This is a genomic window from Streptacidiphilus carbonis, from assembly GCF_000787775.1.
Lineage (GTDB): Bacteria > Actinomycetota > Actinomycetes > Streptomycetales > Streptomycetaceae > Streptacidiphilus > Streptacidiphilus carbonis.
Window position 1 is genome coordinate 26,863 of record NZ_BBPM01000022.1, and the last position, 25,092, is coordinate 51,954.

General features: G+C 74.3%; 22 protein-coding genes. 11 read left to right on the forward strand and 11 right to left on the reverse strand.

The features are described from left to right. Nucleotides 1–104: 104 nt before the first annotated feature. The 5 genes from TR46_RS18905 to TR46_RS18925 are packed head-to-tail and all read left to right on the forward strand — an operon-like array spanning nucleotide 105 to nucleotide 4,474. A complete protein-coding gene (locus tag TR46_RS18905) occupies nucleotides 105–1,451 on the forward strand; it encodes an L-fuconate dehydratase (protein ID WP_042402541.1) in 1,347 nt (448 codons plus the stop codon). Beyond that, on the forward strand, nucleotides 1,448–2,236 hold the full coding sequence (locus tag TR46_RS18910) for an SDR family NAD(P)-dependent oxidoreductase (protein WP_042402544.1): 789 nt from the start codon (nucleotides 1,448–1,450) through the stop codon (nucleotides 2,234–2,236). Before TR46_RS18905 ends, TR46_RS18910 begins: the two co-directional genes overlap by 4 nt. 39 nt (nucleotides 2,237–2,275) lie before the next feature. Next, entirely contained in the window at nucleotides 2,276–3,232 is a 957-nt protein-coding gene (locus tag TR46_RS18915; RefSeq protein ID WP_042402546.1) for an aldo/keto reductase, read from the forward strand. A gap of 55 nt (nucleotides 3,233–3,287) precedes the next feature. After that, on the forward strand, nucleotides 3,288–3,599 hold the full coding sequence (locus tag TR46_RS18920) for an L-rhamnose mutarotase (RefSeq protein WP_042402548.1): 312 nt from the start codon (nucleotides 3,288–3,290) through the stop codon (nucleotides 3,597–3,599). Continuing rightward, nucleotides 3,596–4,474, forward strand: coding sequence for an amidohydrolase family protein (locus TR46_RS18925; protein WP_042402549.1), 879 nt, complete (start codon nucleotides 3,596–3,598; stop codon nucleotides 4,472–4,474). The genes TR46_RS18920 and TR46_RS18925 overlap by 4 nt, the downstream gene beginning before the upstream one ends. A 43-nt stretch (nucleotides 4,475–4,517) precedes the next feature. Here TR46_RS18925 and TR46_RS18930 read toward each other — a convergent pair whose 3' ends face one another. After that, nucleotides 4,518–4,721 (reverse strand): cold-shock protein, encoded by a 204-nt coding sequence (locus TR46_RS18930; protein ID WP_030250513.1) that lies wholly within the window; start codon nucleotides 4,719–4,721, stop codon nucleotides 4,518–4,520. 328 nt (nucleotides 4,722–5,049) lie between these two features. On the opposite strand from TR46_RS18930, the gene TR46_RS18935 reads away from it, so the two are divergent. Further along, nucleotides 5,050–5,343, forward strand: coding sequence for an SCO5918 family protein (locus TR46_RS18935; RefSeq protein ID WP_042402554.1), 294 nt, complete (start codon nucleotides 5,050–5,052; stop codon nucleotides 5,341–5,343). A 40-nt stretch (nucleotides 5,344–5,383) separates the two neighbouring features. Here the strand turns inward: TR46_RS18935 and TR46_RS18940 are convergent, their stop codons facing one another. Then, nucleotides 5,384–5,929 carry a YchJ family protein gene (locus TR46_RS18940; protein ID WP_161790153.1) on the reverse strand — a complete coding sequence of 182 codons (546 nt, stop codon included), beginning with the start codon at nucleotides 5,927–5,929 and terminating at the stop codon, nucleotides 5,384–5,386. Between the two features lie 129 nt (nucleotides 5,930–6,058). On the opposite strand from TR46_RS18940, the gene TR46_RS18945 reads away from it, so the two are divergent. Then, entirely contained in the window at nucleotides 6,059–7,138 is a 1,080-nt protein-coding gene (locus TR46_RS18945; protein ID WP_152626566.1) for a mechanosensitive ion channel family protein, read from the forward strand. A gap of 77 nt (nucleotides 7,139–7,215) precedes the next feature. Here TR46_RS18945 and TR46_RS18950 read toward each other — a convergent pair whose 3' ends face one another. Together TR46_RS18950 and TR46_RS18955 are read right to left on the reverse strand one after the other, a co-directional pair. After that, nucleotides 7,216–8,208 carry a YihY/virulence factor BrkB family protein gene (locus TR46_RS18950; RefSeq protein WP_161790154.1) on the reverse strand — a complete coding sequence of 331 codons (993 nt, stop codon included), beginning with the start codon at nucleotides 8,206–8,208 and terminating at the stop codon, nucleotides 7,216–7,218. 112 nt (nucleotides 8,209–8,320) lie between these two features. After that, the gene (locus TR46_RS18955; protein WP_042402555.1) at nucleotides 8,321–10,054 is read right to left on the reverse strand and encodes a CYTH and CHAD domain-containing protein; all 1,734 of its coding nucleotides are present in this window, start codon (nucleotides 10,052–10,054) and stop codon (nucleotides 8,321–8,323) included. Between the two features lie 82 nt (nucleotides 10,055–10,136). On the opposite strand from TR46_RS18955, the gene TR46_RS18960 reads away from it, so the two are divergent. Genes TR46_RS18960 through TR46_RS18970 form a run of 3 tightly spaced genes read left to right on the forward strand, consistent with a single transcriptional unit; the run spans nucleotide 10,137 to nucleotide 12,809 of the window. Beyond that, a complete protein-coding gene (locus tag TR46_RS18960; protein ID WP_052432925.1) occupies nucleotides 10,137–10,892 on the forward strand; it encodes an alpha/beta hydrolase in 756 nt (251 codons plus the stop codon). A gap of 58 nt (nucleotides 10,893–10,950) precedes the next feature. After that, nucleotides 10,951–11,664 carry a 4'-phosphopantetheinyl transferase family protein gene (locus TR46_RS18965; RefSeq protein ID WP_063770619.1) on the forward strand — a complete coding sequence of 238 codons (714 nt, stop codon included), beginning with the start codon at nucleotides 10,951–10,953 and terminating at the stop codon, nucleotides 11,662–11,664. A 14-nt stretch (nucleotides 11,665–11,678) separates the two neighbouring features. Then, on the forward strand, nucleotides 11,679–12,809 hold the full coding sequence (locus TR46_RS18970) for a dihydrofolate reductase family protein (protein ID WP_042402557.1): 1,131 nt from the start codon (nucleotides 11,679–11,681) through the stop codon (nucleotides 12,807–12,809). A gap of 92 nt (nucleotides 12,810–12,901) precedes the next feature. On the opposite strand, the gene TR46_RS18975 is transcribed toward TR46_RS18970, so the two are convergent. From TR46_RS18975 to TR46_RS18990, 4 genes are all read right to left on the reverse strand, one after another. Beyond that, nucleotides 12,902–13,930 (reverse strand): ABC transporter ATP-binding protein, encoded by a 1,029-nt coding sequence (locus tag TR46_RS18975; protein WP_042402559.1) that lies wholly within the window; start codon nucleotides 13,928–13,930, stop codon nucleotides 12,902–12,904. Then, nucleotides 13,927–16,779 (reverse strand): ABC transporter permease, encoded by a 2,853-nt coding sequence (locus tag TR46_RS41180; RefSeq protein ID WP_152626567.1) that lies wholly within the window; start codon nucleotides 16,777–16,779, stop codon nucleotides 13,927–13,929. Before TR46_RS41180 ends, TR46_RS18975 begins: the two co-directional genes overlap by 4 nt. A 14-nt stretch (nucleotides 16,780–16,793) precedes the next feature. After that, a complete protein-coding gene (locus TR46_RS18985) occupies nucleotides 16,794–20,225 on the reverse strand; it encodes an FtsX-like permease family protein (RefSeq protein ID WP_042402562.1) in 3,432 nt (1,143 codons plus the stop codon). Nucleotides 20,226–20,360: 135 nt separating this feature from the next. Next, entirely contained in the window at nucleotides 20,361–20,762 is a 402-nt protein-coding gene (locus TR46_RS18990; RefSeq protein ID WP_042402565.1) for a globin, read from the reverse strand. 49 nt (nucleotides 20,763–20,811) lie between these two features. Here TR46_RS18990 and TR46_RS18995 point away from each other — a divergent pair, with 49 nt between their 5' ends. Continuing rightward, a complete protein-coding gene (locus TR46_RS18995; RefSeq protein WP_042402568.1) occupies nucleotides 20,812–21,165 on the forward strand; it encodes a nuclear transport factor 2 family protein in 354 nt (117 codons plus the stop codon). Nucleotides 21,166–21,189: 24 nt separating this feature from the next. Here the strand turns inward: TR46_RS18995 and TR46_RS19000 are convergent, their stop codons facing one another. The 3 genes from TR46_RS19000 to TR46_RS19010 all read right to left on the reverse strand — a co-directional run bounded on the left by TR46_RS19000 (nucleotide 21,190) and on the right by TR46_RS19010 (nucleotide 25,091). Next, entirely contained in the window at nucleotides 21,190–22,119 is a 930-nt protein-coding gene (locus TR46_RS19000; protein ID WP_236655385.1) for an FHA domain-containing protein, read from the reverse strand. 152 nt (nucleotides 22,120–22,271) lie between these two features. Next, nucleotides 22,272–23,618, reverse strand: a complete 1,347-nt coding sequence (locus TR46_RS19005; RefSeq protein WP_042402575.1) for a vWA domain-containing protein — start codon at nucleotides 23,616–23,618, stop codon at nucleotides 22,272–22,274. A 3-nt stretch (nucleotides 23,619–23,621) separates the two neighbouring features. Continuing rightward, the gene (locus TR46_RS19010) at nucleotides 23,622–25,091 is read right to left on the reverse strand and encodes a PP2C family protein-serine/threonine phosphatase (protein ID WP_084718713.1); all 1,470 of its coding nucleotides are present in this window, start codon (nucleotides 25,089–25,091) and stop codon (nucleotides 23,622–23,624) included. Nucleotide 25,092: the final 1 nt, after the last annotated feature.

The following is a 25,092-nucleotide window of genomic DNA, read 5'->3' on the forward strand; positions in this document are numbered from 1 at the left end:
CGTCCGCCAGCCCTCGTCCGTCCGCCAGTCCCAGCCCGACCTCCGGCCCCAGCCCGAGCCCGAGTCCCAGCCCCCGCCCGAGCACCAGCCCGAGAGGCCCCAGCATGCCGGCAGCACCAGCGGCGCGCATCGTCGCCGTCGACACCCACGACATCCGCTTCCCCACCTCGCGGTCGCTGGACGGTTCGGACGCGATGAACCCCGACCCCGACTACTCCGCCGCCTATGTCGTGCTGCGCACCGACGCCGGAGACGGCCTTGAGGGCCACGGCTTCTCCTTCACCATCGGGCGCGGCAACGACGTCCAGGTCGCGGCGATCGAGGCGCTGCGCCCGCATGTGCTCGGACGCTCCGTCAGCGAGCTGTGCGCCGACCCGGGGACGCTGTCCCGCGCGCTGATCGGCGACAGCCAGCTGCGCTGGCTCGGCCCGGAGAAGGGGGTGATGCACATGGCCATCGGCGCTGTGGTCAACGCCGTCTGGGACCTCGCCGCCAAGGCCGCGGGGAAGCCGCTGTGGCAGTTCCTCGCCGACGCCGAGCCGGAGTGGCTGGTCGGCCAGATCGACTTCCGCTACATCGCCGACGCGCTCACCCCCGCCGAGGCGCTGGAGCTGCTGACCCGCGGCCGGGCCGGCCGGGCCGAACGCGAGTCGGTGCTGCGCGCCGAGGGCTACCCCGCCTACACCACCTCGCCGGGCTGGCTCGGCTACTCCGACGAGAAGCTGACCAGGCTGGCGCACCAGGCGCTGGAGGACGGCTTCACCCAGATCAAGCTGAAGGTCGGCGCCGACCTGGCGGACGACGTCCGCCGCTGCCGCGCCGCCAGGGCGGCCGTGGGTCCCGACATCCGAATGGCGATCGACGCCAACCAGCGCTGGAACGTCGACGAGGCGGTCCGGTGGACCCGGGCGCTGGGCGAGTTCGACCCGTACTGGATCGAGGAGCCCACCAGCCCCGACGACGTCCTCGGGCATGCGGCGATCAGGGCCGCGGTCGCCCCGGTGAAGGTGGCCACCGGCGAGCATGTGCAGAATCGGATCGTGTTCAAGCAGCTGCTCCAGGCCGGGGCGATCGACGTGCTGCAGCTGGACGCGGCCCGGGTCGGCGGGGTCAACGAGAACCTGGCGATCCTGCTGCTGGCCGCCAGGTTCGGGGTCCCGGTCTGCCCGCACGCGGGCGGGGTGGGGCTGTGCGAGCTGGTCCAGCACCTGTCCATGTTCGACTTCGTGGCCCTGTCCGGGACCACCGAGGACCGGGTGATCGAGTACGTCGACCATCTGCACGAGCACTTCGTCGACCCGGTCCGGATCCGGCGCGGCCGCTACCTGGCCCCCACCGGGCCCGGCTTCTCGGCCCGGATGCACCCCGGGTCGATCGCCCGCTTCAGCTACCCCGACGGCGCCTTCTGGGCCGCCGACCTGCACAGCCAACCCGAGGAGCTGCCCGTATGAGCGAACCGACCGGCCCGCGCGAACTCACCGGGCTCCGCGCCCTGGTCACCGGCGGGGCCTCCGGCATCGGCCTGGCGACGGCGCGGCTGCTGGCCGAACGCGGCGCGGCCGTCGCCGTACTGGACCGCGGCACTGGCGGACTGCCGGACGACCTGCCCAAGGAACTGCTGGGCTTCACCGCAGACGTCACCGACGACGCCGCGGTGCGCGCCGCCGTCACGGCCGCCGCCGAGGCGCTGGGCGGGCTGGACCTGCTGGTCAACAACGCCGGCATCGGCGCGGCCGGGACCGTCGAGGACAATCCGGACGAGCAGTGGCACCAGGTGCTGGACGTCAATGTGCTCGGCATCGTGCGCACCAGCCGCGCCGCGCTGCCGTACCTGCGCGCCTCCGCGCACGCCGCCGTGGTCAACACCTGCAGCATCGCGGCCACCGCCGGGCTGCCGCAACGCGCCCTCTACAGCGCGAGCAAGGGCGCGGTGCTGTCGCTCACCCTGGCCATGGCCGCCGACCACATCCGCGAGGGCATCCGGGTCAACTGCGTCAACCCCGGGACGGCGGACACCCCCTGGATCAGCAGACTGCTCGACTCCGCCGACGACCCGGCGGCCGAGCGGGCCGCGCTGATGGCGCGTCAGCCGCACGGCCGGCTGGTCAGCGCCGAGGAGGTGGCCGCCGCCATCGCCTACCTGCTCAGCCCTGCCGCCGGGTCGGTCACGGGTACCGCGCTGGCCGTGGACGGTGGTATGCAGGGCCTGCGGCTCCGGCCGCCGAGCGGGAACTGAGCCGCCGAACACCCATCGACGACCACGAGAGCAGGAACGATGCGAGCGCACCCGCTGGGCCGCAGCAGCACCGAAGTGACCGAGCTGTCCTTCGGCGCGGCCGCGATCGGCAACCTGTTCGCCGAGGTCAGCGACCAGGACGCGGCCGAGGCCGTGGCGGCGGCCTGGGACGGGGGCATCCGCTCCTTCGACACCGCGCCGCACTACGGCCTGGGCCTGTCCGAGCGCCGGCTCGGCGCCGCCCTGCGGGACCGTCCGCGCGCCGAGTACACCCTCTCCACCAAGGTCGGGCGGCTGCTGGTGCCCGACCCCGGCGCGACCGGCAGGGACGACCAGGGCTTCATGGTCCCCGCCACGCAGCGGCGGGTCTGGGACTTCAGCGCCGACGGGGTGCGCCGCAGCCTGGAGCAGAGCCTGGTCCGGCTGGGTCTGGACCGGGTCGACACCGTCTTCATCCACGACCCCGACGACCACGCCGACCAGGCCCTCGCCGAGGCCTATCCGGCGCTGGAGCAGCTGCGCACGGAGGGCGTCGTGGGCGCCATCGGCGTCGGCATGAACCAGAACGCGCTGCCGGCCAGGTTCGTCCGGGAGACCGACCTGGACGTGGTGCTGCTGGCCGGCCGCTGTTCGCTGCTGGACGGCAGCAGCCTGGACGAACTGCTGCCGGAGGCGGCCCGGCGCGGGGTCTCCGTGGTCGTCGGCGGGGTCTTCAACTCCGGCCTGCTGGCCGACCCGCGCCCCGACGCCACCTACGACTACCTCCCGGCACCGGAACAGACCCTGGCCAGGGCGCTGCGGCTGCAGCAGCTCTGCGAGCGGCACGGCGTCCCGCTGCGCGCCGCCGCCGCCCGCTACCCGCTGCGCCAGCCCGCCGTCGCCGGGGTGCTGCTGGGGCTGCGGGACGCGGCCCAGGTCGAGGACGCACTGGCGCAGTACCGCCGGGAGATCCCGGCGGCGCTCTGGGCCGAGCTCGCCGAGGAGGGGGTGCGCTGATGCCCGGGCCGGCAGCGCCATGGAACCCGACGCCCGTCGAATGGGAGCCGACCGTATGAGAGTCGCCCTGCACACCAGGGTCCGCGCCGACCGGATCGAGGCCTACGAGCAGGCCCACCGCGAGGTGCCGCCCGAGCTCAGCGCCGCGATCCGGGCGGCCGGAGCCACCTCCTGGACGATCTGGCGCAGCGGCACCGACCTGTTCCACCTGCTGGAGTGCGCGGACTACCCGGGCCTGCTGGCCGCGCTGGAGCGGTTGCCGGTCAACATCGCCTGGCAGGCCAGGATGGCCGGACTGCTGGACGTGGCCCATGACTACTCGTCCGACGGTGCCTCGGCGGTGCTCCCGGTGGTGTGGGAACTGTGAGCCGCACCGACCCGTTCGGCGCCGTCGACGCCCACCACCATGTCTGGGACCTCTCGGTCCGCGACCAGGACTGGCTGACCGGCGCTGAACTGGCGCCGCTGCGCCGCGACTTCACCGTGTCCGAACTGGAGCCGCAGGCGCGGGCGGCGGGGGTCGGCGCCAGTGTGCTGGTGCAGACGGTCACCGTGGCCGAGGAGACCCCGGAGCTGCTCGCCATGGCGGCGGACAGCAGCCTGGTCGCCGGGGTGGTCGGCTGGACCGACCTCACCGCGCCCTCCGTCGCCGACGTCCTCGCCGCGCTGCGGGAGGGGCCCGGCGGCGCGTACCTGGTCGGCGTCCGGCACCAGGTCCAGGGCGAGCCCGACCCCGACTGGCTGGTCCGTCCCGAGGTGCTGCGCGGCCTGGCCGCCGTCGCCGGGGCCGGGTTGGCCTACGACCTGCTGGTGCTGCCGCACCAGCTCCCGGCGGCGGCCCGGGCCGCGGAACTTCTGCCCGGGCTCACCTTCGTCCTGGACCACCTGGCCAAACCGCCGGTTGCGGCGGGCGAGTTGGAGCCCTGGGCGGGTCTGCTGCGCGAGCTGGCGCGCCGTCCCAACGTCCATGCCAAGCTCTCCGGCCTGGTCACCGAGGCCGACTGGGACAGCTGGACCCCTGCCGACCTGCGTCCCTACGCCGAAACGGCTCTGGACGCCTTCGGCCCGGACCGGCTGATGGCCGGCTCCGACTGGCCGGTCTGCACCCTCGCGGCGGACTACGGCCGGGTCATGGACACCAACCGCGCCCTGGTCGCAGCGCTCGGCGCCGACGAGCGCCGGGCGGTGCTGGCCGGCACCGCCGTCCGCGCCTACGGGCTGCCCACGGCGCCGACAGCATGAGGGGCCCGCCGTCCGAGGACGGCGGGCCCCTCACCACATCGGACTACAGCGGGCGGATGTTCTCCGCCTGCGGGCCCTTGGGGCCCTGCGTGACGTCGAACTCGACCTTCTGGCCCTCGAGCAGCTCGCGGAAGCCCTGGGCGTTGATGTTCGAGTAGTGCGCGAAGACGTCGGCGCCGCCGCCGTCCTGCTCGATGAAGCCGAAACCCTTTTCGGCGTTGAACCACTTCACGGTTCCACTGGCCATGATCTGTCTCCTTCAGGGGCAGAGTTCGGGCGCCGCGACGTGCGGTGTCCGAGTCGCCGCGATGATCGCCCCGCTCCGGCTGCGACAAGACACAGATCTGCGACATGGCACAGAGGGCCGGAAAAAACAAAAGTGCGCCTGCGGTCACTGTCGACCCGCCAGGCGCACACAACGTTCATGGGAACACCAAAACTGCAACGCCTCCAAAGCTAGCACACGCCGCGCCGACGCAGCCGTTCTTTCCGTCCGGGGCAGGCTGTGCAAGGCTGGCAGGTACGGACGCCACCCCCGTCCCCCCAGACATCCCTCCCCCCGACTGCGAGGCACGATGCGCGTCACCATCGCCGGCTGCTCCTTCTATCTACAGGCGAGCGAAGTCGTCGCGCTGATGAAGGACGTGAAGGCCGAGCCGGTCACCGGCGAGTCCGTCCGGATCGGGCGCCGCACCTACCCGGTCAAGCAGGTCGGCGCCGTGATCACCAAGCAGGACCGGCGCGACTTCAGCGCCGCCGACGTCACCCGGGCGATGGAGAAGCTCGGCTTCACCTGCACCCCGGCGCCCGCGCCGGAGCCCGCTCCGGCCGCCGAGCCGGAGACCGGCGCCGAACAGCTCTGGCAGTAGCCTCGGACGGCAGTTCCGGGAACGGGGGCGCGCAAGCGCCTCAGCCGCGCCCCGGCCGGTCCGGAAGCGCGTCCAGATAGACCCACATGCCGCCCTCGCGGATGAACCTGCTGTGCTCGTGCAGCACGCCCTCCTCGCCGCCCTCGGCGAAGCGGGCCCGGAACTCCACCGTGCCCGCGAGGTGGAACGGGCCGCCCTCGCCGCTGCCCAGGACCTCCAGCCCGAGCCAGCGCTGCTCCGGGTCCAGGGCCAGCAGCGGCGGCCGGGTGCTGGAGTGCCAGCTGCGCAGCAGGTACGCGGTGTCGCCGACGGCGAAGGCGCTGTAGCGGGAGCGCATCAGCAGCTCCGCGGTGGCGGGGGCGGGCACGGGGGCCCGGCCCGGCTCGGGCGTGGTGGCGGCGTGGAAGGGCCCGCAGCACTCCCCGTACGGCTTGCCGAAGCCGCAGGGGCAGTCGGCGTCCAGAGGGAACGTTGCTGCGGGGGCAGCCGCCGTCCTGCGCGCGCCGGCCTTCGCCGTGCCGCTGCCGCTGCGGCTGCTGCTGCTGGTGCGTGCCTTGCTGTTGCGGGCTTTGCTGCGTCGGGACATCCCTCGATTGTGCACGCTTCGCCGACCCGGGCGGGCCCAGGAGTGCGCCGGGTCACCCGCAGGTGTATCCCGTCCCGGGGCGGTGAGACGAGTCCCCGACATCAGCCACCCTGGTGAGGAGTCCCGGACGTGCACTTCCTGACAGCACTGCGACCGCTGGCGGTGATCACGGGCGCGATTCTCGCCGCCCTGGTCCTCAACAGGATCGCCGAGGCCGTCGTGGGCAGACTCACCGCCCGTCGCCCCGACACACCGCTGTGGGTGCTGCTGCGCCGCTGCCGGATGCCGTTCCTGCTCACCCTGGTCAGCACGATCGCACTGCTCGGCGAGCCGGGGGCCGGACTGGCCGAGGGTTTGCGCGGCCCGGCCCGGCACATGCTGGTGCTGGCCGCCATCATGAGTTCGTCCTGGCTGGTGGCCAGGGTGATCGCGCTGACCATCGACCTCAGCCTCAACTCCTATGCGACCGGCCCCCGGGACCCGGCCCGGATCCGCCGGGTCCGGACCCAGGCGGACCTGATGCGCCGGATATCCGGCGCGGCCACCGCGGTCGTCGCCATCGCCGCGATGCTGCTGACCTTCCCGGGCGTGCGGACCGTCGGCGCCAGCCTGCTGGCCTCGGCCGGGCTGATCGGCCTGGTCGCCGGGGTCGCCGCGCAGAGCACGCTGGCCAACCTGTTCGCCGGACTCCAGTTGGCTTTCGGCGACATGGTCAGGATCGGGGACTCGGTGGTGGTCGCCGGGGACTGGGGCACCGTCGAGGAGATCACCCTCACCTATGTGGTCATCGCCACCTGGGACCAGCGGCGCATCGTCATGCCGGTGTCCTACTTCGCCGGCAAGCCGTTCGAGAACTGGTCCCGCAACGATCCCAGCATGACCGGCACGGTGCTGCTCCACCTCGACCACACCACCCCGGTGGAACCGCTGCGGGCGGAGTTCCTGGCCCTGCTGCGCAAGAGCGAGCTGTGGGACGGCAGAGGGCAGGCGTTGCAGGTGGTGGACACCACCCCGAGCACCATCGTGGTCCGGGCGCTGATGACGGCCAGGGACGCCCCGGAGGCCTTCGACCTGCGCTGCTGGATCCGCGAGGGGCTGATCGCCTTCCTCCGCGACCACCACCCGCAGGCCCTGCCCCGGGTCGCCGTCGGCCGCGGACCGGAGCAGCCGGCCGACGCCGCGCCGCCGCGGGACCGCGCCCCGTCCTAGGCACTCTGCGTCCCAGACGCTCTGCGTCCTAGGCACTCTGCGTCCCAGGCACTCTGCGTCCTGGGTCGATCGGCCCCTCAGGCGGTCTCCTTGCCGGACGGCTGCTCCCCGGTGTCCTCGTCCTTGAAGGAGGTGCGCACCTGCTGCTCGGGCCGCCGTTCCTCCTGCTTCACGATGGCGTCCAGCACCTCCCGGTCCGCGCGGTTCAGCGGCGGCTGCATCAGGGTGCGCGGCCACAGCCGGCGGGCCCGCACCACATTGGCCTCGGCGGCGTACATGGTGATCTGAGCGGCGAGGTAGAGCCAGGAGATCAGTCCGAGGACAGTGCCGAAGAAGCCGTAGACCTGGGTGGAGTGCCGGAGTTGATGGGCCACCAGGATCCCGCCGAAGGTCTGCAGCGCGGTCCAGGCCGGGCCCGCGACCAGGCAGCCGGGCAGGAGCTGGGCCAGCGTCACCTCTTCCGGGGTGAGGATCCGGAAGCAGATCAGGTAGAGGCCGATGTTGACGGCGACCGAGCCCAGCAGGCCGCCGATCCAGGCCAGGGCGCCGTGGGCGAGGAAGCCGACCAGGCCGGCCGTGGCGGTGCTCAGGGCCAGGCCGAGGCCCAGGGCCACCAGCATCAGCAGCCCGCGTCCCATCCGGGGGAAGAAGCCGGGCCGTTCGGTGCCGGGGATGTTCCACACCTCGGCCATGGCGAACTGCAGGATCTGGGTCATCCCCAGCGAGCCGTAGAGCAGGCCGAGGACGCCGATGGCCACGGCGGCGCCGGTGCCCTGCAGCGAGTGCACGTTGTCCTGCAACTGGTTGCCGATGATGGGGAAGTCGGCGAGCGCCGAGTGCAGCACCGCCCGCTGGGCGGCCGGGTTGCCGTGCAGGACGAAGCCCAGGCTGGTGGTGAGCAGCAGGAGCAGCGGGAACACCGCGGCGAAGGCGTAGTAGGTGATCAGCGCGGCGAGCTGGCCGCCCCGGTCGTCGCCGAACTTCTTGACCACGCCGACGGTGAACGCTGTTGCGCGGTGATTCTGTTGGGCCCCGTCCACGGAGCGCAGGGCCCGTTCGAAGATGTTCACCGTGGCTCCCCCGCCCGTCCTCATGAGCAGTTCGGATCACCTGTCCATCCGTTCACCTGCCCTGATCCGCGGGTACGACACCGGCCCGGACGGCGGCCCACCGGAAGGCGGCCTACCGGAAGCGGGAGAGCCTGCGCTTCGCGGCCTTGCGCCGACAGGCGGGGAACCGGCGGTCCACCTCGGCCACCGCGGCCCGCTGGCCCGCGTAGAGGACGCCGTAGCCGAAGCCTTCCTCGCCGGCCCGGTGCGCGACGGCTGCCAGCTCCGGCAGCGCGGAGCAGGCCAGCAGTGCGTCCTGGCGTTCGCCGAGCAGCTGCTGCAGCCGCTTCATCGCCTTGGCCATCCGCTTGGCGGGCTTCCCCACCGCTGGCCGGGCGCCCTCGGCGGCGTACCGGGCCCGCTTGGCCGCCTTGCGGGTCGCGTGCAGCGCCTGGTCGCGCTGCGATCCGGCCGGTGCGGCCGCCGCCGCGTCGGCTCGCGCCGTCACCCGGCGCTGCTCCCGGCGGGCGATGCGGCGGAACTCCGCGACCGCGCCGCGACGGGCCCGGCCGCGCAGCGGCGGCCTGGCGGCCAACTCCTCCAGGCCGTCCAGCAGGGTGAAGTAGCGGGGGCCGTCCAGGGTGGCGACTGCGCGCTTCCAGGAGCGGCGGTACTCGGCCGAGGCCCAGCTGTCGATCCGCTCGCGCACCGGGCCCGGGCACTCCGCGGCCGGCAGCCGTCCGATCTCCGCGCCCAGCCTGGCCCCCAGCACCTCCCGGTCCCGGGCCTCGCCCAGTACCGCGCCGAGCCAGCGCAGCTCCTCGGCCAGTGCCCGGCCGGGCTCCTCGGCGAGCAGCCGCCGATGGGTGCGCAGGGTGCTCCGGAGCCGCCGCACCGCGACGCGCATCTGGTGCACGGCGTCGGCCTCGTCCGCGCGGACGGCCGGGTCCAGGGCGATCAGCTGCTGGACCTGCGCGCGGAGCAGCGCGGTGACGGCGGCCCCGACGGTGCCGGCGCCGAGCCTGGCAGCCTGCTTCCGGCCCATGCCCTTGTCCTGCCCTTTGCCGTCCTGCCCTTTGCCGTCCTGCCCTTTGCCGTCCTGCCCTTTGCCGTCCTGGCCCTTGCCCCGGGCGCGGCGGCCGGGCGCTGCTTCCATGGTCCCCCGTCCCATGGTGTCCCGGCCCAGTGCCCGGGCCAGTTTGGAGGGGCTGGAGGAGCGGCGCAGGCCTGCGCGGAAGAAGCGCTGCTCCACCGCGTCCAGCAGGTCGGCGCCGCCCTCCACGAGTTCGGCCTCGACCTCGGTCCACGAGGTCAGCACCGCGGAGCTGCCGCCGCCCCGGTGCCGGCTGTGACCTTCGCGCTGGGTGGGGACGGCGGGCTGTGCCTGCTCCGCGGCCTCCGGTGCGAACCGCTCCGGCGCCAGCACCTGGGCCGACACGGCGTCCTGCGCCACTTCGGCCAGCGACCGGTGCTCGGAGTCCAGCAGCAGTCGGCGGCGCCGCTGGGTGCGCAGGTGCACGATCGGGATCAGCGCCTGACCGCGCGCGTACGCCCGGGTGCGCTGGGTGAGCACGCGGGGCACCCGCCCTGGCGCGCCGGCGTTGAGCGGCAGGTGCACCTCATGGCGCTCGTCCGGTCCGACCGGCAGCTTCAGGTGCCAGCCGGAGTCATGGCCGCCGGTGCGCCGCCGCAGCGTGATGCCGTGCTCCAGCAGCCTCAGATCAGCGGTGTCGTAGTAGACCGCGTCGAGGTTCTCGACGTCCGGGTCGGATATCTCGGAGACGCCGGGGAGCCCGTCCAGGGCGGGGAGAGCCGCGTCCACCATGCCGTCGAACTTGCGTTCCTTCTCGATATGGCTGCTCGTCATAGCGGTTCCCTGCCCACCAGCGGTGGCCGCATACCGTGCGCACTGAGGTTTCAGCAGACTCCTTGCGGCCCAAGAGACCTGCATGAACAAACTCGCGGTCCGTGTCGAGATGCGACGGGGCCTTCGCTACGGCCCCAGCGGGCAGCTGCTCGACGTCTACCGGCCGGCCTCCCCGCCCGGGGACCTGGTCCCCACCGTGCTGCTGTGGCACGGCCGCCCCGCCGACAACCGGGCGGTGATGGCCACGCTGGCCCGGGAGGTGGCCGGCCACGGCCTGCTGGTCCTGGTCCCCGACTGGCGCACGGACGCACCGGACGGCGGCTGGGGGCAGTTGCGCGAGTCCCTCGCCTACGCGCGCACCCGCGCGGCCCGGCACGGCGGCGACGCCGGGCGGATGGTGCTGGCCGGCTGGTCCCTGGGCGGCCGCGCCGCCCTGGCGACCGCGCTGCGGCCGTCCGCGGCGAGCGCCGACGGCTGGCGGCCGGCCGCCGTCGTCGGCCTCGGCAGCAACTACAACTCCGAGGACGAGCTGATGTACCCGACCGTGATGGCGGAGCTGGCCCGCTCCCGGGCCACCCCGGTCCCGGTCCGGCTGCACCACGGCACCGCCGACGCCGTCGTCGACGTCGCCCGCTCCCGCGAGTTCGCCGCCGCGCTGCGGTCGCGGGGCTGGCCGGTCACCCTCACCGAGTCGGACTCGGACCACTCCGGCGTGGTGATGGCCGAGTACGACCGCGGCCTGGGCCGCTGCCGCGGCGCCACCGCGGACCACGCCCTGCGGGCCGGGGAGGTGACCGCCCGCCTGATCGCGGAGGCGGCCGGGGTCCGGGTGTCCTGAGCCGCCCCGAGCCGCCCCGAGCCGCCGTGCCCCGCGCGGAACCGCATAGGCTGGCCCGATGGACGCGGTACGGGTGTGGCTGGGGTGGGCCGACGGCAGTGCGGCCGGCGGGGACGCGGACCGGAGTTTCACCGACCGGGCCGCCGTGCTGGACCCGGAGGAACGGGCCAGGGCGGCCGCCTTCGCCCGTCCCGGGCTGCGGAACCGCTACACCGCCGCCCATGTGATGCTGCGCCAGGTCCTCGGCGAGTGCCTGGGCCTGGACCCCGCGCTGGTGTGCTTCGACCGGGACGCCTGCCCCTGCTGCGGCGGCCCGCACGGGCGGCCGGTGCTCGCGGGGGAGCAGCGGTCCCTGGAGTTCTCGCTGTCCCACGCCGGGGCCCTGGTCGCGATCGCCGTGGCCGCGGCTCCGGTCGGCGTGGACGTCGAGACCCTGCCCGGGCCCGGAACCGTCGCCGACGTCGCCTCCGCACTGCACCCCGCCGAACGCGCGGAGATCGCCGCAGCGGCCGACCCCGCGGTGGCCTTCGCCCGGCTCTGGACCCGCAAGGAGGCCTACCTCAAGGGCCTCGGCACCGGCCTGGGCCGCGGCCTCGACCTCGACTACGTCGGCAGCGAGCAGCCCGGCCCCCCGGACTGGGCGATGGCCGACCTGCCCGCCCCCGACGGCCACGCCGTCGCCGTCGCCGTGCGGCAGCCGGAACCGGTTGTGGCAGGGTTGACCTGGCTGACCCCGGAAGCGGAGCCGGCGACCCGGCACGACCAGGACTGAGGACCAGCGCCGCCATGACCGACACCCGCCCCTACGTCCTGCTCAGCGCCGCCATGTCGGTGGACGGCCGGATCGACGACACCTCGCCGGAACGGCTGCTGCTGTCCTCCCCGGAGGACTTCGACCGGGTGGACGGGCTGCGCGCGGACAGCGACGCGATCCTGATCGGCGCCGGGACCCTCCGCGGCGACGACCCCCGGCTGCTGGTCAACAGCCCTGACCGGCGCGCCGGGCGCAGTGCCGGGGGCCGTCCCGAGCAGCCGCTGCGGGTGGTGCTGACCGGCAGCGGCGACCTCGATCCGGACCAGCGCTTCTGGCACCACGGCGTCGCCAGGGTCGCCTACGCCCCGGACGCCGTCGCCCCGGCCCTCGCCGCGCGGCTGGGGCCGCTCGCGGACGTGGTGGGCACCGGCGCACGGCTGAACCCCGGCGCCGTCCTGGACGACCTGGGCGCCCGTGGCGTGCGCCGGCTGATGGTCGAGGGCGGGGGAGCGGTGCACACCCTGTTCCTGACGGCGGGTCTGGTGGACGAGATCCAACTCGCCGTCGCCCCCTTCTTCGTCGGCGACGCAGCGGCCCCCGGCTTCGTCCGCCCCGGCCTGTTCCCCCAGGACGCCGCCCACCGGATGACCCTCGCCGGGACCCGCGCCCTCGGCGACACCGCCCTGCTCCGCTACCTGGTGGACCGCCCCCCGCTGACCCCGGCCGACCGCCGCCTGCTGGCCGAGGCCATCGCGGAGTCCCGCCTCTGCCCGCCCTCCGACACCGCCTACTCCGTCGGCGCGCTGATCATCGCCGAGGACGGCACCGAACTGGCGCGCGGCCACTCCCGCGAGGGCGGCGACCCCAAGGTCCACGCCGAAGAGGCAGCCCTCGCCAAGCTCTCCCCCGACGACCCCCGGCTCCCGGGTGCCACCCTCTACACCACCCTGGAACCCTGCAGCACCCGCGCTTCCCGCCCCACCCCCTGCGCCCAGCTCGTCCTGGCCTCCGGCATCCGCCGCATCGTCCTCGCCTGGCGCGAACCCGCCCGCTTCGTCGCCGACTGCCAGGGCGTCGAACTCCTCCAGCAGTCCGGCCGCACCGTCCTCGAATGCCCGGAACTGGCCCCCGAGGCCCGCGCCGTCAACGCCCACCTGGCCTGATCCGGGCCCAGCCCGGTCCCCGGCGGTCTCGGCGGAGCTCCGTACGCGGCGATCCAGGCGGGCGGTCCGGGCGCCTTCGCCCAGGCACAGCCTCAGCCGTCGGTGTCGGCGTCGTCGCTGCCGGCGCCGTCGGCGGCGCGTTGTTCCTCCGGCCAGACGCCCACGTGGTCCGGTTCCAGGGAGACGCCGACGCGGTGTTCCATGCCGAGGGCTTCGAGGAACTGGCGGGGGAGTTGGATGCGGCCGGTGCGGTCGAGCATGGCGTACTCGCGTTCCTCCAGGGACTCCTCGCCGTGTTCGTCGGTGGCGAGGCGGCGGAGCACCTCGGAGCTGGCGCGGCCGTCGCGGATGGCCACGGTGCGGCGGACCTCGCCGGCGACCATGAGGTCGTGGGTGACGATGACCACCGTCGCGCCCAGTTCGCGGTTGACGGTGCGGAATGCCTCGAAGATCTGCGCGCCGGTCTCGGAGTCCAGCTCGCCCGTGGGCTCGTCGGCGAGCACCACCGAGGGCTGGTTGGCCAGGGCGACGGCGATGGCGACGCGCTGCTGCTCGCCCCCGGACATCTGCTGGGGTCGCTTGTCGCCGCAGTGCGCCACGCCGAGCAGGTCCAGCAGTTCGCCGGCCCGCTCGCCTTGGCTGCGCTTCAGCCTCCGCCCCCGGCCACCGGTCAACTGCATCGGCAGCGCCACGTTCTGGCGGCCCGTCAGGAACGGCATCAGATTGCGGGCGGTCTGCTGCCAGACGAAGCCGACCACCTCCCGGCGGTACGCCAGCCGCTCCTTGGCGCCCATCGCCATCAGGTCGCGGCCGGCCACGGTGGCCTTGCCCGCGGTGGGCACGTCCAGGCCGGCCAGGATCTGCAGCAGCGTGGACTTGCCGCTGCCCGAGGCGCCGACCAGGGCCATCAGGTCGCCCTGAGTGACCGTCAGGTCCAGCCCCTGCAGGGCCTGGACCTCCACCCCGTCGGAGGAGAAGATCCGGACCAGCCGGTCGCAGGCGATCACCGCGTCGTGCCCGTAGGCGGGCCGCTCCCGGGCGGCGGCGGCCCTGCCGCGGAGCTCGTCCAGGCTGGGCATGGCCTCGGAGCCGCCGGCGGTGCTCTCCGCGGTGGTGCTCATCGTTGGTCCCCCACTCTCAACTCGACACCGATCTGGCGTTTGCCGATCACTGCTGCTTCGACCACGACCACCGCCACGGCGAGGACCAGCAGCACCAGTCCCGGGCCGAGCACGGGCAGCGCGGTGGCCCGCAGCCCGGCGTCGACGGTCACGCCCACCAGCGCCGACAGGTCCACCGAGGGACCCAGCAACGGGACGGCCGCCAGGCCCAGCGCGGTGCCGGCCAGCACCGCCGCGACCACCTGCGGCAGCGCCTCCACCAGGATCAGCCGGTAGCCCTGACGGGGGGTCATCCCCATGGTGCGCAACCGTACCAGCAGGGCTGCGCGCCCCGGCGCGGCCTGCAGCAGCGACAGCAGCACCGCCAGCACCGCGAGCGCGGCGCCCGCCAGCACGGTGGCCAGGTAGAGCGTGGCCGCCCCGTCGGACAGCCGGTCGCCGTGCAACGTGGCCAGCGCCTCGGTGCGGAGGTCGACGGTGAGGGCTGTCGACCCGGCGGCGCGGGACACCGCTGATCGCAGTGCCCTTCCGTCCACCGGGCCGGTGACGTAGAGCGTCAGCGGCGCGTCGGCGGCGGCGGACGCGTGCGGCTGGGCGTCCAGTGCCTCGCTGGAGGCGAGCAGGAACGGATTCTTGCCCATCAGCACCGAGTCCAGTACTCCGGCGACCCTGATCCGGAAGGTGCCGAAGTCGTTCTGCACCTCCATCGGTGCCGAGCCCATGGTCGCGGCCACGTCCGCGGAGACCAGGACCGGGATCGGGCCGCTGCCGCTGTAGTGCAGCAGCCCGGCCGGGAAGGACCCGCCGTCCACCCGGTCCGAGACGCCCCGGTAGCCGGACGGGTCCACCGCGTAGAAGTCGGCCACCGCGTCGTTCTGCGGGAACTGGACCCGGCTCTGCGCCACCGGCAGCACGCTGCGCACGCCCGGCGAGCTGCGTACCGCCGCGACCACGGCCGCGGGGATCTGCGCGCCCGTACCGCTCACCTGGGCGTCCGCGCCGACCTCGGCCAGGGCGGCCTGTTCGCGGCCTTCGCCGATGCCGCTGAGCACCTCGCTGCCGAACACGGCCACGGTCAGCGCCAGCAGCAGGGCCATCAGCGGCAGCACCGAGGCGGTCGAGGAGGCGCGCCCGGCCCTGGCCAGGCCGAGGAAGCCGACGGCGCCACCGCGCCGCTGCGAGGGGCGCGCAGCCAGCCGCAGCGGCCAGGGGTAGAGCCGCATCAGCAGGAACGCCCCGGCCAGGCCCATCAGCAGCGGTGCACCGGTCAGCAGCAGGTCGACGCCGCCGCTCGACACCAGCCCCTGGCGCCGTACCGCGACCACGGCGGCGACCGCCACCAGCACCACTGCCAGTTCGGCGACGGTGCGCCGACGGCTGGGCCGGGCCGTGGTCACGTCCTCGGGACGCCCCGCGGCCCGGATCCTGCGGTGCCGGAACAGCCCGCGCAGCGGCATCGCGGCGGTGGCGACCGCCCAGACCGCGAGGCCCGCGGTGAGCGCGGGCAGGGTCCGGCCGGTGGGCAGGAGCAGCAGGGCCAGGCCGATGCCGGCGACGGCGCCCGGCGTGGTGCAGCACAGTGCCTCACCGAGTAGCCGGCGGCCCAGCGCGGGCATGCTGCCGCCGCGCGCCCGCAGCAGCCGCAGTTCGCCGTCCCGCCGGTCCGCCGCCAGCCCGGCGGCCATCAGCAGCACCGCGCCGGCGATCCCGGCCGTGCCGGCCAGGCCCACCGTGAGCACCGGGGCGATGGCGTCCGCCTCGGACGTGAACTGGGTGAGGGCGTCGGGCAGGCCGGAGCTGAACTGCTGGCCCTGCGGGAACCCGGCACCGGGCGCCTTCGCCGCCGCCTGCCCGTCGCCGGTCAGCACGTTCGCCAGTCGGCTCTGCAGCCCCGGGATGTCGTGCGCGTGCAGAACCCCCTGCTGCGGAAGGAACCACCAGTAGGCCTCCATCGTGCCGACGGCGGGGAAGTACGGGACGGTGCCGGCCGCCACCAGCGCCTCGACGTGCCAGGTGCTGGCGGGGTCGAGGCCGCCGGTCGGGGGCAGGGTGAAGGTGGAGACCGGGGCGATCAGGCGCGGCTCCGCGCTCCAGTAGTCCTGGTTCGGGTTGAGCGGCTGGTAGACGCCGACCACGTGGAGCAGCACCGGCGAGCCCCGCTGCGGCGCCAGGTGCAGCACCTGGCCGAGCCGGATGTGGACGGTGCCCGCGGTCGCGGCGCTGACCGCGATCTCCAGCTCGTGCGGCGCAGCGGTGCCGGCGCGGGGCGGCTGCGGCATCCGGCCCCGGACCACTTTCAGCCGGGAGGCTTCGCCGTCCTGCCAGTCCAGGGTCATCAGCGGCGGGATGCCCTCGGGCCGGGCCAGGCCGGGGTCCATGAGGAAGTCCCTGACCCCGGTGGTGTGCACGCCGGTGCTGCCGCCGGAGGTCTCGGCGGGCACCTCGGTGAGGATGCCCGCGAGCTTGGCGCGGACGGCCGCGAGGTTCGACGGCGACACCGTGGACGCGTCGTCAAGCTTCGTAAGGGTGCCGTCGCGGGCGAAGCCGGCGACGGCCTCCACCGCCGAACCCGACACTCCGGCCTTGGCCAGCTCGCTGTGCAGCGCGCCGTCCTGGTAGCGGTCGTACCAGCGCGGGAAGCCGGCCGCGATGAAGGTGGTGGCCAGCACCAGCACCACCAGGGCCAGCGCCGCTCCCATGGCGGACCGCAGCCTGGTCCGGGTCCAGGGCGCCACGGCCGGCGGCCGGGCGGCGCCCGACCCCGACCCCGACCCCGGTCCGGGCCCGGACCGGTACCCGCGACGCAGGCCCGGAAGCCGTCCCCGGCGCGGCTCCTGACGCTCGCTCACCTGCTGCTCCCCGCTCATGAGTCCTCCGGCTGCCGCAGCTGCCGGGCCGGGTCGCCGCCGCGCAGCCCCGCCACCACCGCCGTCAGCAGCGGCACCGCCGCGACCGCCACCAGCAGCAGCACCAGCCGTTCGCCGGGTATCCGCACCAGTACCTGGGGGACCGGTCGGTGCGCCACCGGGGTGATCACCAGCAGCGGCGTCACCAGCCGGGTCAGCGCCAGCCCCAGACCGGCGCCCACGCCGACCCCCACCACCACCGGCAGCGCCAACTCCGCGGCGGTGCCGCGGACCAGCTGCCACCGTCCGGCGCCCAGCGCCCGCAGCACCGCCACCTCGCCCGTCCGCCGCCGCACCGCGCCGGCCGCGTCGGCGCTGAAGCCCACCGCGGCCAGGGCGACGGCCAGGGCGACCGCGGCGAGCAGAGCCGCCTGCGGTCCGGTGCCCAGCGGGTCGGACAGGGCGGCCGCGGAGACCTGGTCGCGGACGTACACCGCCGCCACTCCCTGCAGACTCCGCAGCGCCGTGCCGACCCGGTCGGCGGTGCCGGGGGCGGAGGCGACGGACAGCCACCACTCGGCGGCCGGCAGCGGGGTGGCCTGGTCGGCCAGCGCCCGGCGGTTGTAGGAGGCCAGGTCCACCAGCAGGGCTCCGCCGTACTCGCTCGGGTCGGTGCTGCCGTACCCCGAACCCTGCACCAGCGCCGATCCGTTGATCCCCTGTTCGGCTGCGCTCCCGGTGCCGGGGAGCGCCTCGACCGAGGCGGTGATGACGACCTGCACCGAGCCCGACCCTGAGGGAAGGGCCAGCTGCGAGCCGATACGGGTGCCGGTGGAGGAGAGGAACTGGTGGTCGGCCACGGCCGGCAGCGCGCCGGTCGGGGTGCCGGCGGGGCGGAGGGTCAGCGTTCCGGAAGGTGTGTCGCTGCCCGGACCGGCGCGGAAGGTGCCGCTGTCGATGACGGCGGTCAGCAGCGCCCCGCGGCCGGACGCCATGCTGAGCACCTTCCCGTCGACGTAGCCGGCGGCACCGTCGGCCGGGCCGTAGGAGATGTTGTTCTCGCCCGCGTCGAAGGACGCCTTCCAGTCGGCGCCCTGCGGCAGGGCGGCCGCGGCGCCGCCCTGTCCCTGCCCGCGCACCGCGTGCACGGTGAACGTCTGGGTGACCGCCTGCCCCAGCGAGACCGGAGTGGTGACGGTCACTCCGCTCACCCACAGCGGGTAGGCGGGAGCGCCGCCGCCGGTGGCGGCGGCCAGGTCGAAGACGACCGGGTGGGTGGCTCCGTCGGCCTCGACCGATCCCGCCGCGAGTGTGTAGGGGAGGCCGTAGCGGTCGGTGACCTGGATCGCGACCCCGTCGGTCGAGCCGCTCATCTGCGGCAGGCCTGTCGCCCCCGCTGCCCCCGACCCGCGCAGGGCCAGCCCGGCGCTGAGGTCCAGCACGATGCTGTCGGGCCGGCCCGGGACCTGGATGCCCTGGGCGGCCGCGGGCAGCGCCTTGTCCGCCAGCGAGGACAGCAGTTGGCGGGCGCTGCGGTCGGCCAGGTCGGCACGCAGCGGGTACCGGTCGGCCTCCTGCCGGGTGTCCAGGGCGACCAGCTCGGCGGAGCGGCCGGAGGTCGCCGACACCGAGCCGCGGCCCACCGGGACCGCTCCGGTCACCCCCGGGACCGCGGTGTACTGCCCGCCCTGGCCGAACGGCGGGGTGCTGTTGGCCGCCACCCGGATCTGGCCGCCGGTGTTGAACGCGGCCTGGTCGGTCTGCGACTGCTGCCAGGTGGCGGTCTGCCCGATCGAGAGGGTGCCGATGGCGGTGGCCAGTGCCAGTACCAGCACCGGTCCTGCGCCCTGCTGCGGCCGCCGGGCCAGCTGCCAGCCCACCATGGCGGCCGGCAGCGAGCGTCCGCGTGCGGTGAGCCGTTCGGCGGCCTTGGCGGCCATCGGTATCAGACGCAGCGTCAGCACCGTTCCCGCGCACAGCGCCAGGGTCGGCGCGGCGACCAGCACCGGGTCGATGCCCAGCTTGCCGCCGCTGTCCGCGGTGAGCACCCCGCTGCCGTCGCCCTGGGCGGCGTAGTGGTTCAACTGCCAGTAGGCGCCCACCGCCAGGCAGAGCAGGGCCAGGTCCGAGCCGCCGCGCAGCAGCCCGGGCAGCGCCGCCCGGCGGGCCCGGCCGCGCCGGTGCTCGGACCAGCTCCTGGCCCGCACCAGGGTCGGGCCGAGCACCACCAGCGCGCTGGCGAAGGCGGCGGCCAGCGCGGCCCACCAGGCGCTGTTCGGCAACGGCCCGTCCAGCCGTACTCCCGAGCGGGCCAGCGGGCCGTAGCTGCCGAGCAGCCGGATCAGCGGGGAGGCGAGCAGCGGCGCGAACGCGGCAGCGGGGAGCACCAGCAGCACGGCCTCGGCGGCGGCCAGCAGGGTCAACCGGCGCGGGGCGGCGCCGCGGGCCCGCAGCAGCGCGTTCTCCGACTCCCGCTCCTCGGCCAGCAGTCGCGCCGCGAGCAGCAGCGTCATCATCGCCAGCAGGCACAGCTGCAGCACCGCCACCAGCAGCGTGGCGCGGGCCACCAACAGCGAGTTCTGCAACTGGTCCAGCAGCGAGGGCAGGACGCAGGTGGCGGAGAAGGGGCCGGCGCCGCTGCCGGCGGACCGGTCGCCGATGCCGTTCACCACCGCGCGCAGGCTCTGCGCCAGCACAGGCAGGTGCGCGCTGCCCAGGCCGCCGAAGTCGGCGACGACCTGCCAGGACTCCTGGTACTGCGGGACGGCGCCGTTGCCGAAGTCGGCGTCGTCGACCAGCAGCGGCCCGTAGGCGGTGCTGCTGTTGCCCGAGCCGCGCGAGGCGCCCTTGCCGAGCAGCGGATCGAGCTGCCAGTAGCGGTCGGTGCCGCTGCGCGGGGTGTAGACGCCGGTGATCCGCAGCCGCACCTGCTTGCCGCTGATCCGGTCCTTGACGGTGACGACGGGGGTGCGGCCGCCGGTGGCGCCGAAGCGCCGGGCCGCGGCCTGCGGAACCGCGACCGGAATCGGTGCGCCGGGCGTCGCCGTTCCCGGCCAGGCCCCGCTGAGCAGGCGCAGCCGGGCGCGGTCCGGCGAGCCGAGCGTGGCGGTGTCCGGGTCGGCTCCCTCGGCCGCGCCCGGCAGTGCGTAGGGGTCGGACAGCGCCAGCGCCAGCGTGCCGGTGGGCAGCCCGGGGAAGGCGTCGGCGGCGAGCTGCCGGACCGCGGCGTCGTTCCTGGTCCGGTCCGCCTGGCCCGCGGCGCGGGTCAGCAGCAGCGGGGTGCCGGCGGCGTCCGTGGTGGCGAGCGTGCGGCGGACCCCGGCGTCGCCGACCGAGGAGGTGAAACCGGCCAGCGCGGCCAGCACCGTGGTGGTGAGCAGCACGGTGAGCAGCGCGGCGGTGATCAGCAGGCGGTGGGCCCGCACCCGCAGCAGGACGAAGCCACCCACCTGAGCCCCCGTGCCCTCGCCCGATCACCGCTGATTCGCGGGCGATCCTGTCACGGAGGCCAGTGGTGGCGGAAGGGCCTTGGGCAAATCGTGTCCGACCCGGGAGTGGACGGGAGCTTGATCAGCGTGTACAGGTCAGGGAGTGTTGACCATCGACGCGGCCGCGTACACCAGGTAGTCCCAGAGCTGCTGCCGGTGCTCCTCGGCCAGCCCGAGTCCGTCCACCGCCGCCTTCATATGGCGCAGCCAGGCGTCGTGGGCGGCCCGGTCCACGGTGAACGGCGCGTGCCGCATCCGCAGTCGCGGGTGGCCCCGCTCGTCGCTGTAGGTGCGCGGGCCGCCCCAGTACTGCATCAGGAACAGCGCGAGCCGCTCCTCGGCCGGCCCGAGGTCCTGCTCCGGGTACATCGGCCGCAGCAGCGGGTCCTCGGCGACGCCCTGGTAGAAGCTGTGCACCAGGCGCCGGAACACCGGCTCTCCGCCGACCTGCTCGAAGAACGTCCGGGTGTCAGGGGTGCCTCGCTTGATCTGCTCCACAGCCCCATATTCGCAGACGCCAGCAGCGGCCATCCGACATACTCGGCGGATGATCGCACCGCGCGCACTGCTGCAGGCCCATCTGGACGCCTTCAACGCCGGCGACCTCGACGCGCTGATGGCCGGGTTCGCCGACGACGCGGTCTGGCGTACCGGCTCCGACACCGCCGCCGGGCGGCCCGAGTTGACCGAGCTGTTCGGCTGGGCGATGGCCAACATCATGCCGAAGCTGACCGTCCGCAGCGTGGTGGCCGAGGGTGAGTCCGCCGCCTGCGAGCTCACCGAGACGCTCACGCACGACGGCGTGACCAGCGCCGTCCCGATCGCGGGGTTCTTCCGCTTCCGCGACGGGCTGATCGTTTCGGCGACGGTCTACCGCGAGGGCAGCGCCGACCTGGCCTGAACCGGGCGCGCTGCCCGACGCCGCTCAGGCGTGGTGCACGGTGATGGTGGTCCAGGCGCCGACGTGGATCCGGTCGCCGTCCTTCAACGGGATCGGGGTGTGCGCCGGGATCGAGTCCGGCGCGCCGTTGAGGGTGGTGCCGTTGGTGGAGTCCTGGTCGATCACCACCCAGCCGCCGTCCGGCTGCTCCTGCAGCAGGGCGTGCTGGTGCGAGGCGCCCGGGTCCTCGGGGGCCGTGGACAGGTCGATCTCCGGCACGGTGCCGCGCTGGTTGCTGCGGCGGCCGATCCGGAGCTGCCCGCGCCCGGTCATCGGCACCCGCCGCTCCTGCGAGTACGGCGGGTAGTACAGTCCGGCGGCGTCCGGGCCGCTGCGCGCCATCATGTCGTTGAAGTAGTCGCGGTCGGCGGCGACGCTGGCCACCCAGGTGACCCGGCCGGCCGGCTGCTGCGGCTGGGACTGCTGGGACTGCTGCTGCTGTTCCGGCGGCGGCAGGAAGTAGTCGGTACCGAAGCCCCCGCTGGTGTCGCCGGTGGAGTACTGCACCCCGCCGTAGTTCCCCGGCTGCGGCTGCGGCTGCTGGGGCTGCGGCTGGCCGGGCTGGGCGTAGCCGCCGGGCTGCTGCCCGTAGCCCTGCTGCTGTCCGTAACCGGGCTGCGGCTGCTGACCGTAGGGCTGGGGCTGCTGCGGCTGCTGGGGTTGCTGTTGCTGCGGAGGCTGCTGCTGGAAGTGCGGCGGCACCGGGGACTGCTGCTGCTGCTGCGGCTGCTGGGCGCGCCGGGAGGGGGAGGCCAGGTCGTAGTCGTACCCGCACTCCTCGCAGTAGCGGCCGGTCTGCGGGGTGCTGCAGATCGGACACATCTCCAGCCCGGCGGTCTGCGGTGCCGGTTCCGGGGCCCCCCACTGCTGCTGGGGCTGCTGCTGATGCTGCGGCTGGGCAGCCTGTGGTTGCATGGGCCAGCCGCAGTAGTCGCAGTAGTCGGCGGCTGTCGAATCATGTCCCTGCGGGCAGATCGGCATAGGGAGCCCCCCTCTGGCTCGTGGGTGCAGCGCCCGGCCGGGCGGCCTGCTTCTTCAGGACGCGTGGTGCTCTGATGCGGGTCTGATCAGGGCGTCTTCTTGACCCGGACCGTCTTGGTGGACCGGGTCTCCAGTGTCATCGAGTCGGCCTCGCTGACGTTCTTACGGAATCGAACGGTACCTTCCTTCGGGTTCACCACGTCCACCACCTTCGCCAACAGCCGGAAGGTGTCCTCATTGCCCGATTCGTGCGCCAGCTGGACGGCCTTGCCCAGCTTGGACGTCGCGCTGTCCAGATCGCCGCGCCGGTGGGCCTCCATGCCCTCCTGGATCGCGTTGGCCAGGTCGGCCTGGCCGGTGTAGTGCGCCACCTGCGGGCTGATCTTGGTGGAGGCGGCGATGTCGTCCGTCCACACCGCCTTGACCAGGCCCTGGGACAGCACCTCGGTGCTCCCGTCGGGCTGCGGCACCACCAGGCTGATCCGTCCGGCCAGCATCTCGCTGCCCACGGCCGCCGAGGGCACCTCGATGCACACGTGGTAGTCGCGGCTCTCGTCGCCCCAGGAGCCGGTGGGGTAGTCCCCGGCGCGCGGCCCGGACTCCTTGCGGCGGCCGCTCAGGTCCTCGACGGTCGGGGCGACCTGCTTGACGAACTTCACCGCGGCATTGGCCGGCGTCCACACCCGCAGGGCCACGTCCGCCACCTCCTTGCCCATGGCGTTCTCCATCATGGCGCGGAAGTCGTCGGCGAGAGCCGCGGGGTCGGCGACGATGTCGACCGTGCCCAGCAGCGCCGAAGAGATCCGGCGCAGCTCCTGGACCTCCCAGTCGGTGCCCACGCCGCGGCAGTCCGCGGTGAAGTGGCCCTGCACCCGGTCCAGGGTGCGCTGCAGGTCGTTGGGGTTCTCGTGCTCGTTGCGGCCGTCGGTGAGCAGGATGCCGTGGCGGATGGATATGTCCCGGCGGGAGTGGAACAGCTGCTCCGCCTTGCTCAGCCAGGTGCCGATGGCGGTCCCGCCGCTGGGGGTGAGCCGCCGCAGCGACTGCTTGGCCTCCTCACGGCTGCCGGCGTGCGCCACCGCGAGCTGTCCGCCGCCCGGGTAGACCTCCTTGGCCTCGTGCGTCCCGGCCACCACGGCGAAGGCGACCCCGTCCCTGACCGCGTCGATCGCGGCGGCGGTGGCCTCACGGGCGGCGCGGATCTTGTCGGAGGGGTAGTCCATGGATCCCGAGCAGTCCACCATGATCACTACCGCCGCGTCCGGTCCGTCGGCGTAGTTGACCGGCTGGGAGCCGACGCTGCCGCTGGTCCCTCCGCCGGTCGCGGTGACCGTGACGATCGCGTTGACCTCCCGGGCCCCCTCGGCCAGGTACTCGTTCTGGAAGATGTCGACGGCGAACTGGGGCAGGTTGGACTTGGCGAGCCTGGCCATGGGTCAGATCTCCCGCTTCTCTCCCGCGCCCATGACGGGCAGCGAGAGCTCGGTGGGTGTGTACGAGGTGGACAGAGGGGAGGGCAGGCAGGGCAGTACGGCGACCGTGATGTTGTCGTGCCCGCCCCGCTCGCAGGCGAACCTGACGAGTTCCTGGGCCGCCTCCAGCGGGCGGGTCCGCGCGTCCGCGGGGACCACGGCGCCCAGGTCGGCGGCCGACTCCCAGTAGTTCCACAGGCCGTCGGTGCAGATCAGCACCACCCCTGCGGAGGGGGGCGCGAAGACGGTGGTGTGCGGCTCGACCTCGACGGCGTCCGCCCCCAGCCAGCCGGTGATCGCATGGGCGCGGGCGTCGGCGTAGGCCTCGGCCTCCTCCATCAGCCCCGCCTCGACCATCCTGGCCGCCCAGGAGTCGTCCACGGTCAGCCGTTCGGAGCCGACCCGGTCGTCCGGGAACCAGTAGGCCCGGCTGTCGCCGACCCAGCCCACGGTGACCTCGCCGCCGGCCGCGATGGCGCTGACGATGGTGCAGGCGGGGGAGTTGCGGCTGGGCTCCAGCGGGCCCTCGTTGGCCAGGTCCTCGACCCGCTGGGCCGCGGCCATGATCGCGGCGTGCATCGCCGGCTTGGGGTCGGCGCCGGACTCCAGCGCCTCCAGCAGGTACTCGCTCGCCGTGTCGGCGGCGGCCTGTGACGCCTCGTCAGGACGGGTCGCCGAGGACACCCCGTCGCACACCACCGCGACCACGGCCGGGGAGCCGCCGGGACGGGAGGTGGCGGCGACCGCGAAGGCGTCCTCGTTGCGGTGGTGCCGGTGGCCGCGGTCGCTGACCCCGGTGACCCCCGCCAGCGCGCGCTCCTGATGGTCCCTCGGACGCGGCTGCGCCCGCCCGCAGGCCTCGCAGTACCCGTCCGCGTCGATCCGCTGGGCCCCGCACCCCACACACACCGGACCGCTGCCCGGAGCGATCACCACCACGGGGTTGGGCTCGGTCGGCGCGTGGTCCGGCTCCGGGTCCAGGTCGTCCTCGCTGACCAGCAGTTGCGAGGGCGCCGCCAGCAGGAAGTCCCCCGTCGCTCCCGGCACATGCGCCGGCGCCTGCGGCGCGGCAGAGGCCTCCGCGACACCGCGGCCCAACCCGGCCCGGGGATCCACCCCCACCGCCGGCGGCCCGGGAGGCATGGGCGGCACTCCGCCCGGGGCCCCCGACTCCGGACCGCCACCGTGTCCGCTCGCTCCCACGGGTTCCTCCGCCCGATAGGCCTGCCCCTGCTCCGCAGCTCCGTCCGCCCCCGACGCCCGGCCGGCCGCAGGCGCAGCCCCGCTGTACCCGTGCCCCGCGGGGCCGCCGGGCGCGGCCCCGGAGGGCGGGTTGACCGCGGCCGTCAGGTCGCGCCCGCACTGCTCGCAGAAGCGGTCGCTCTCGCTCACCGGCTGCGCGCAGTTCGGACAGGAAAGGGTCAACTGGTCCATG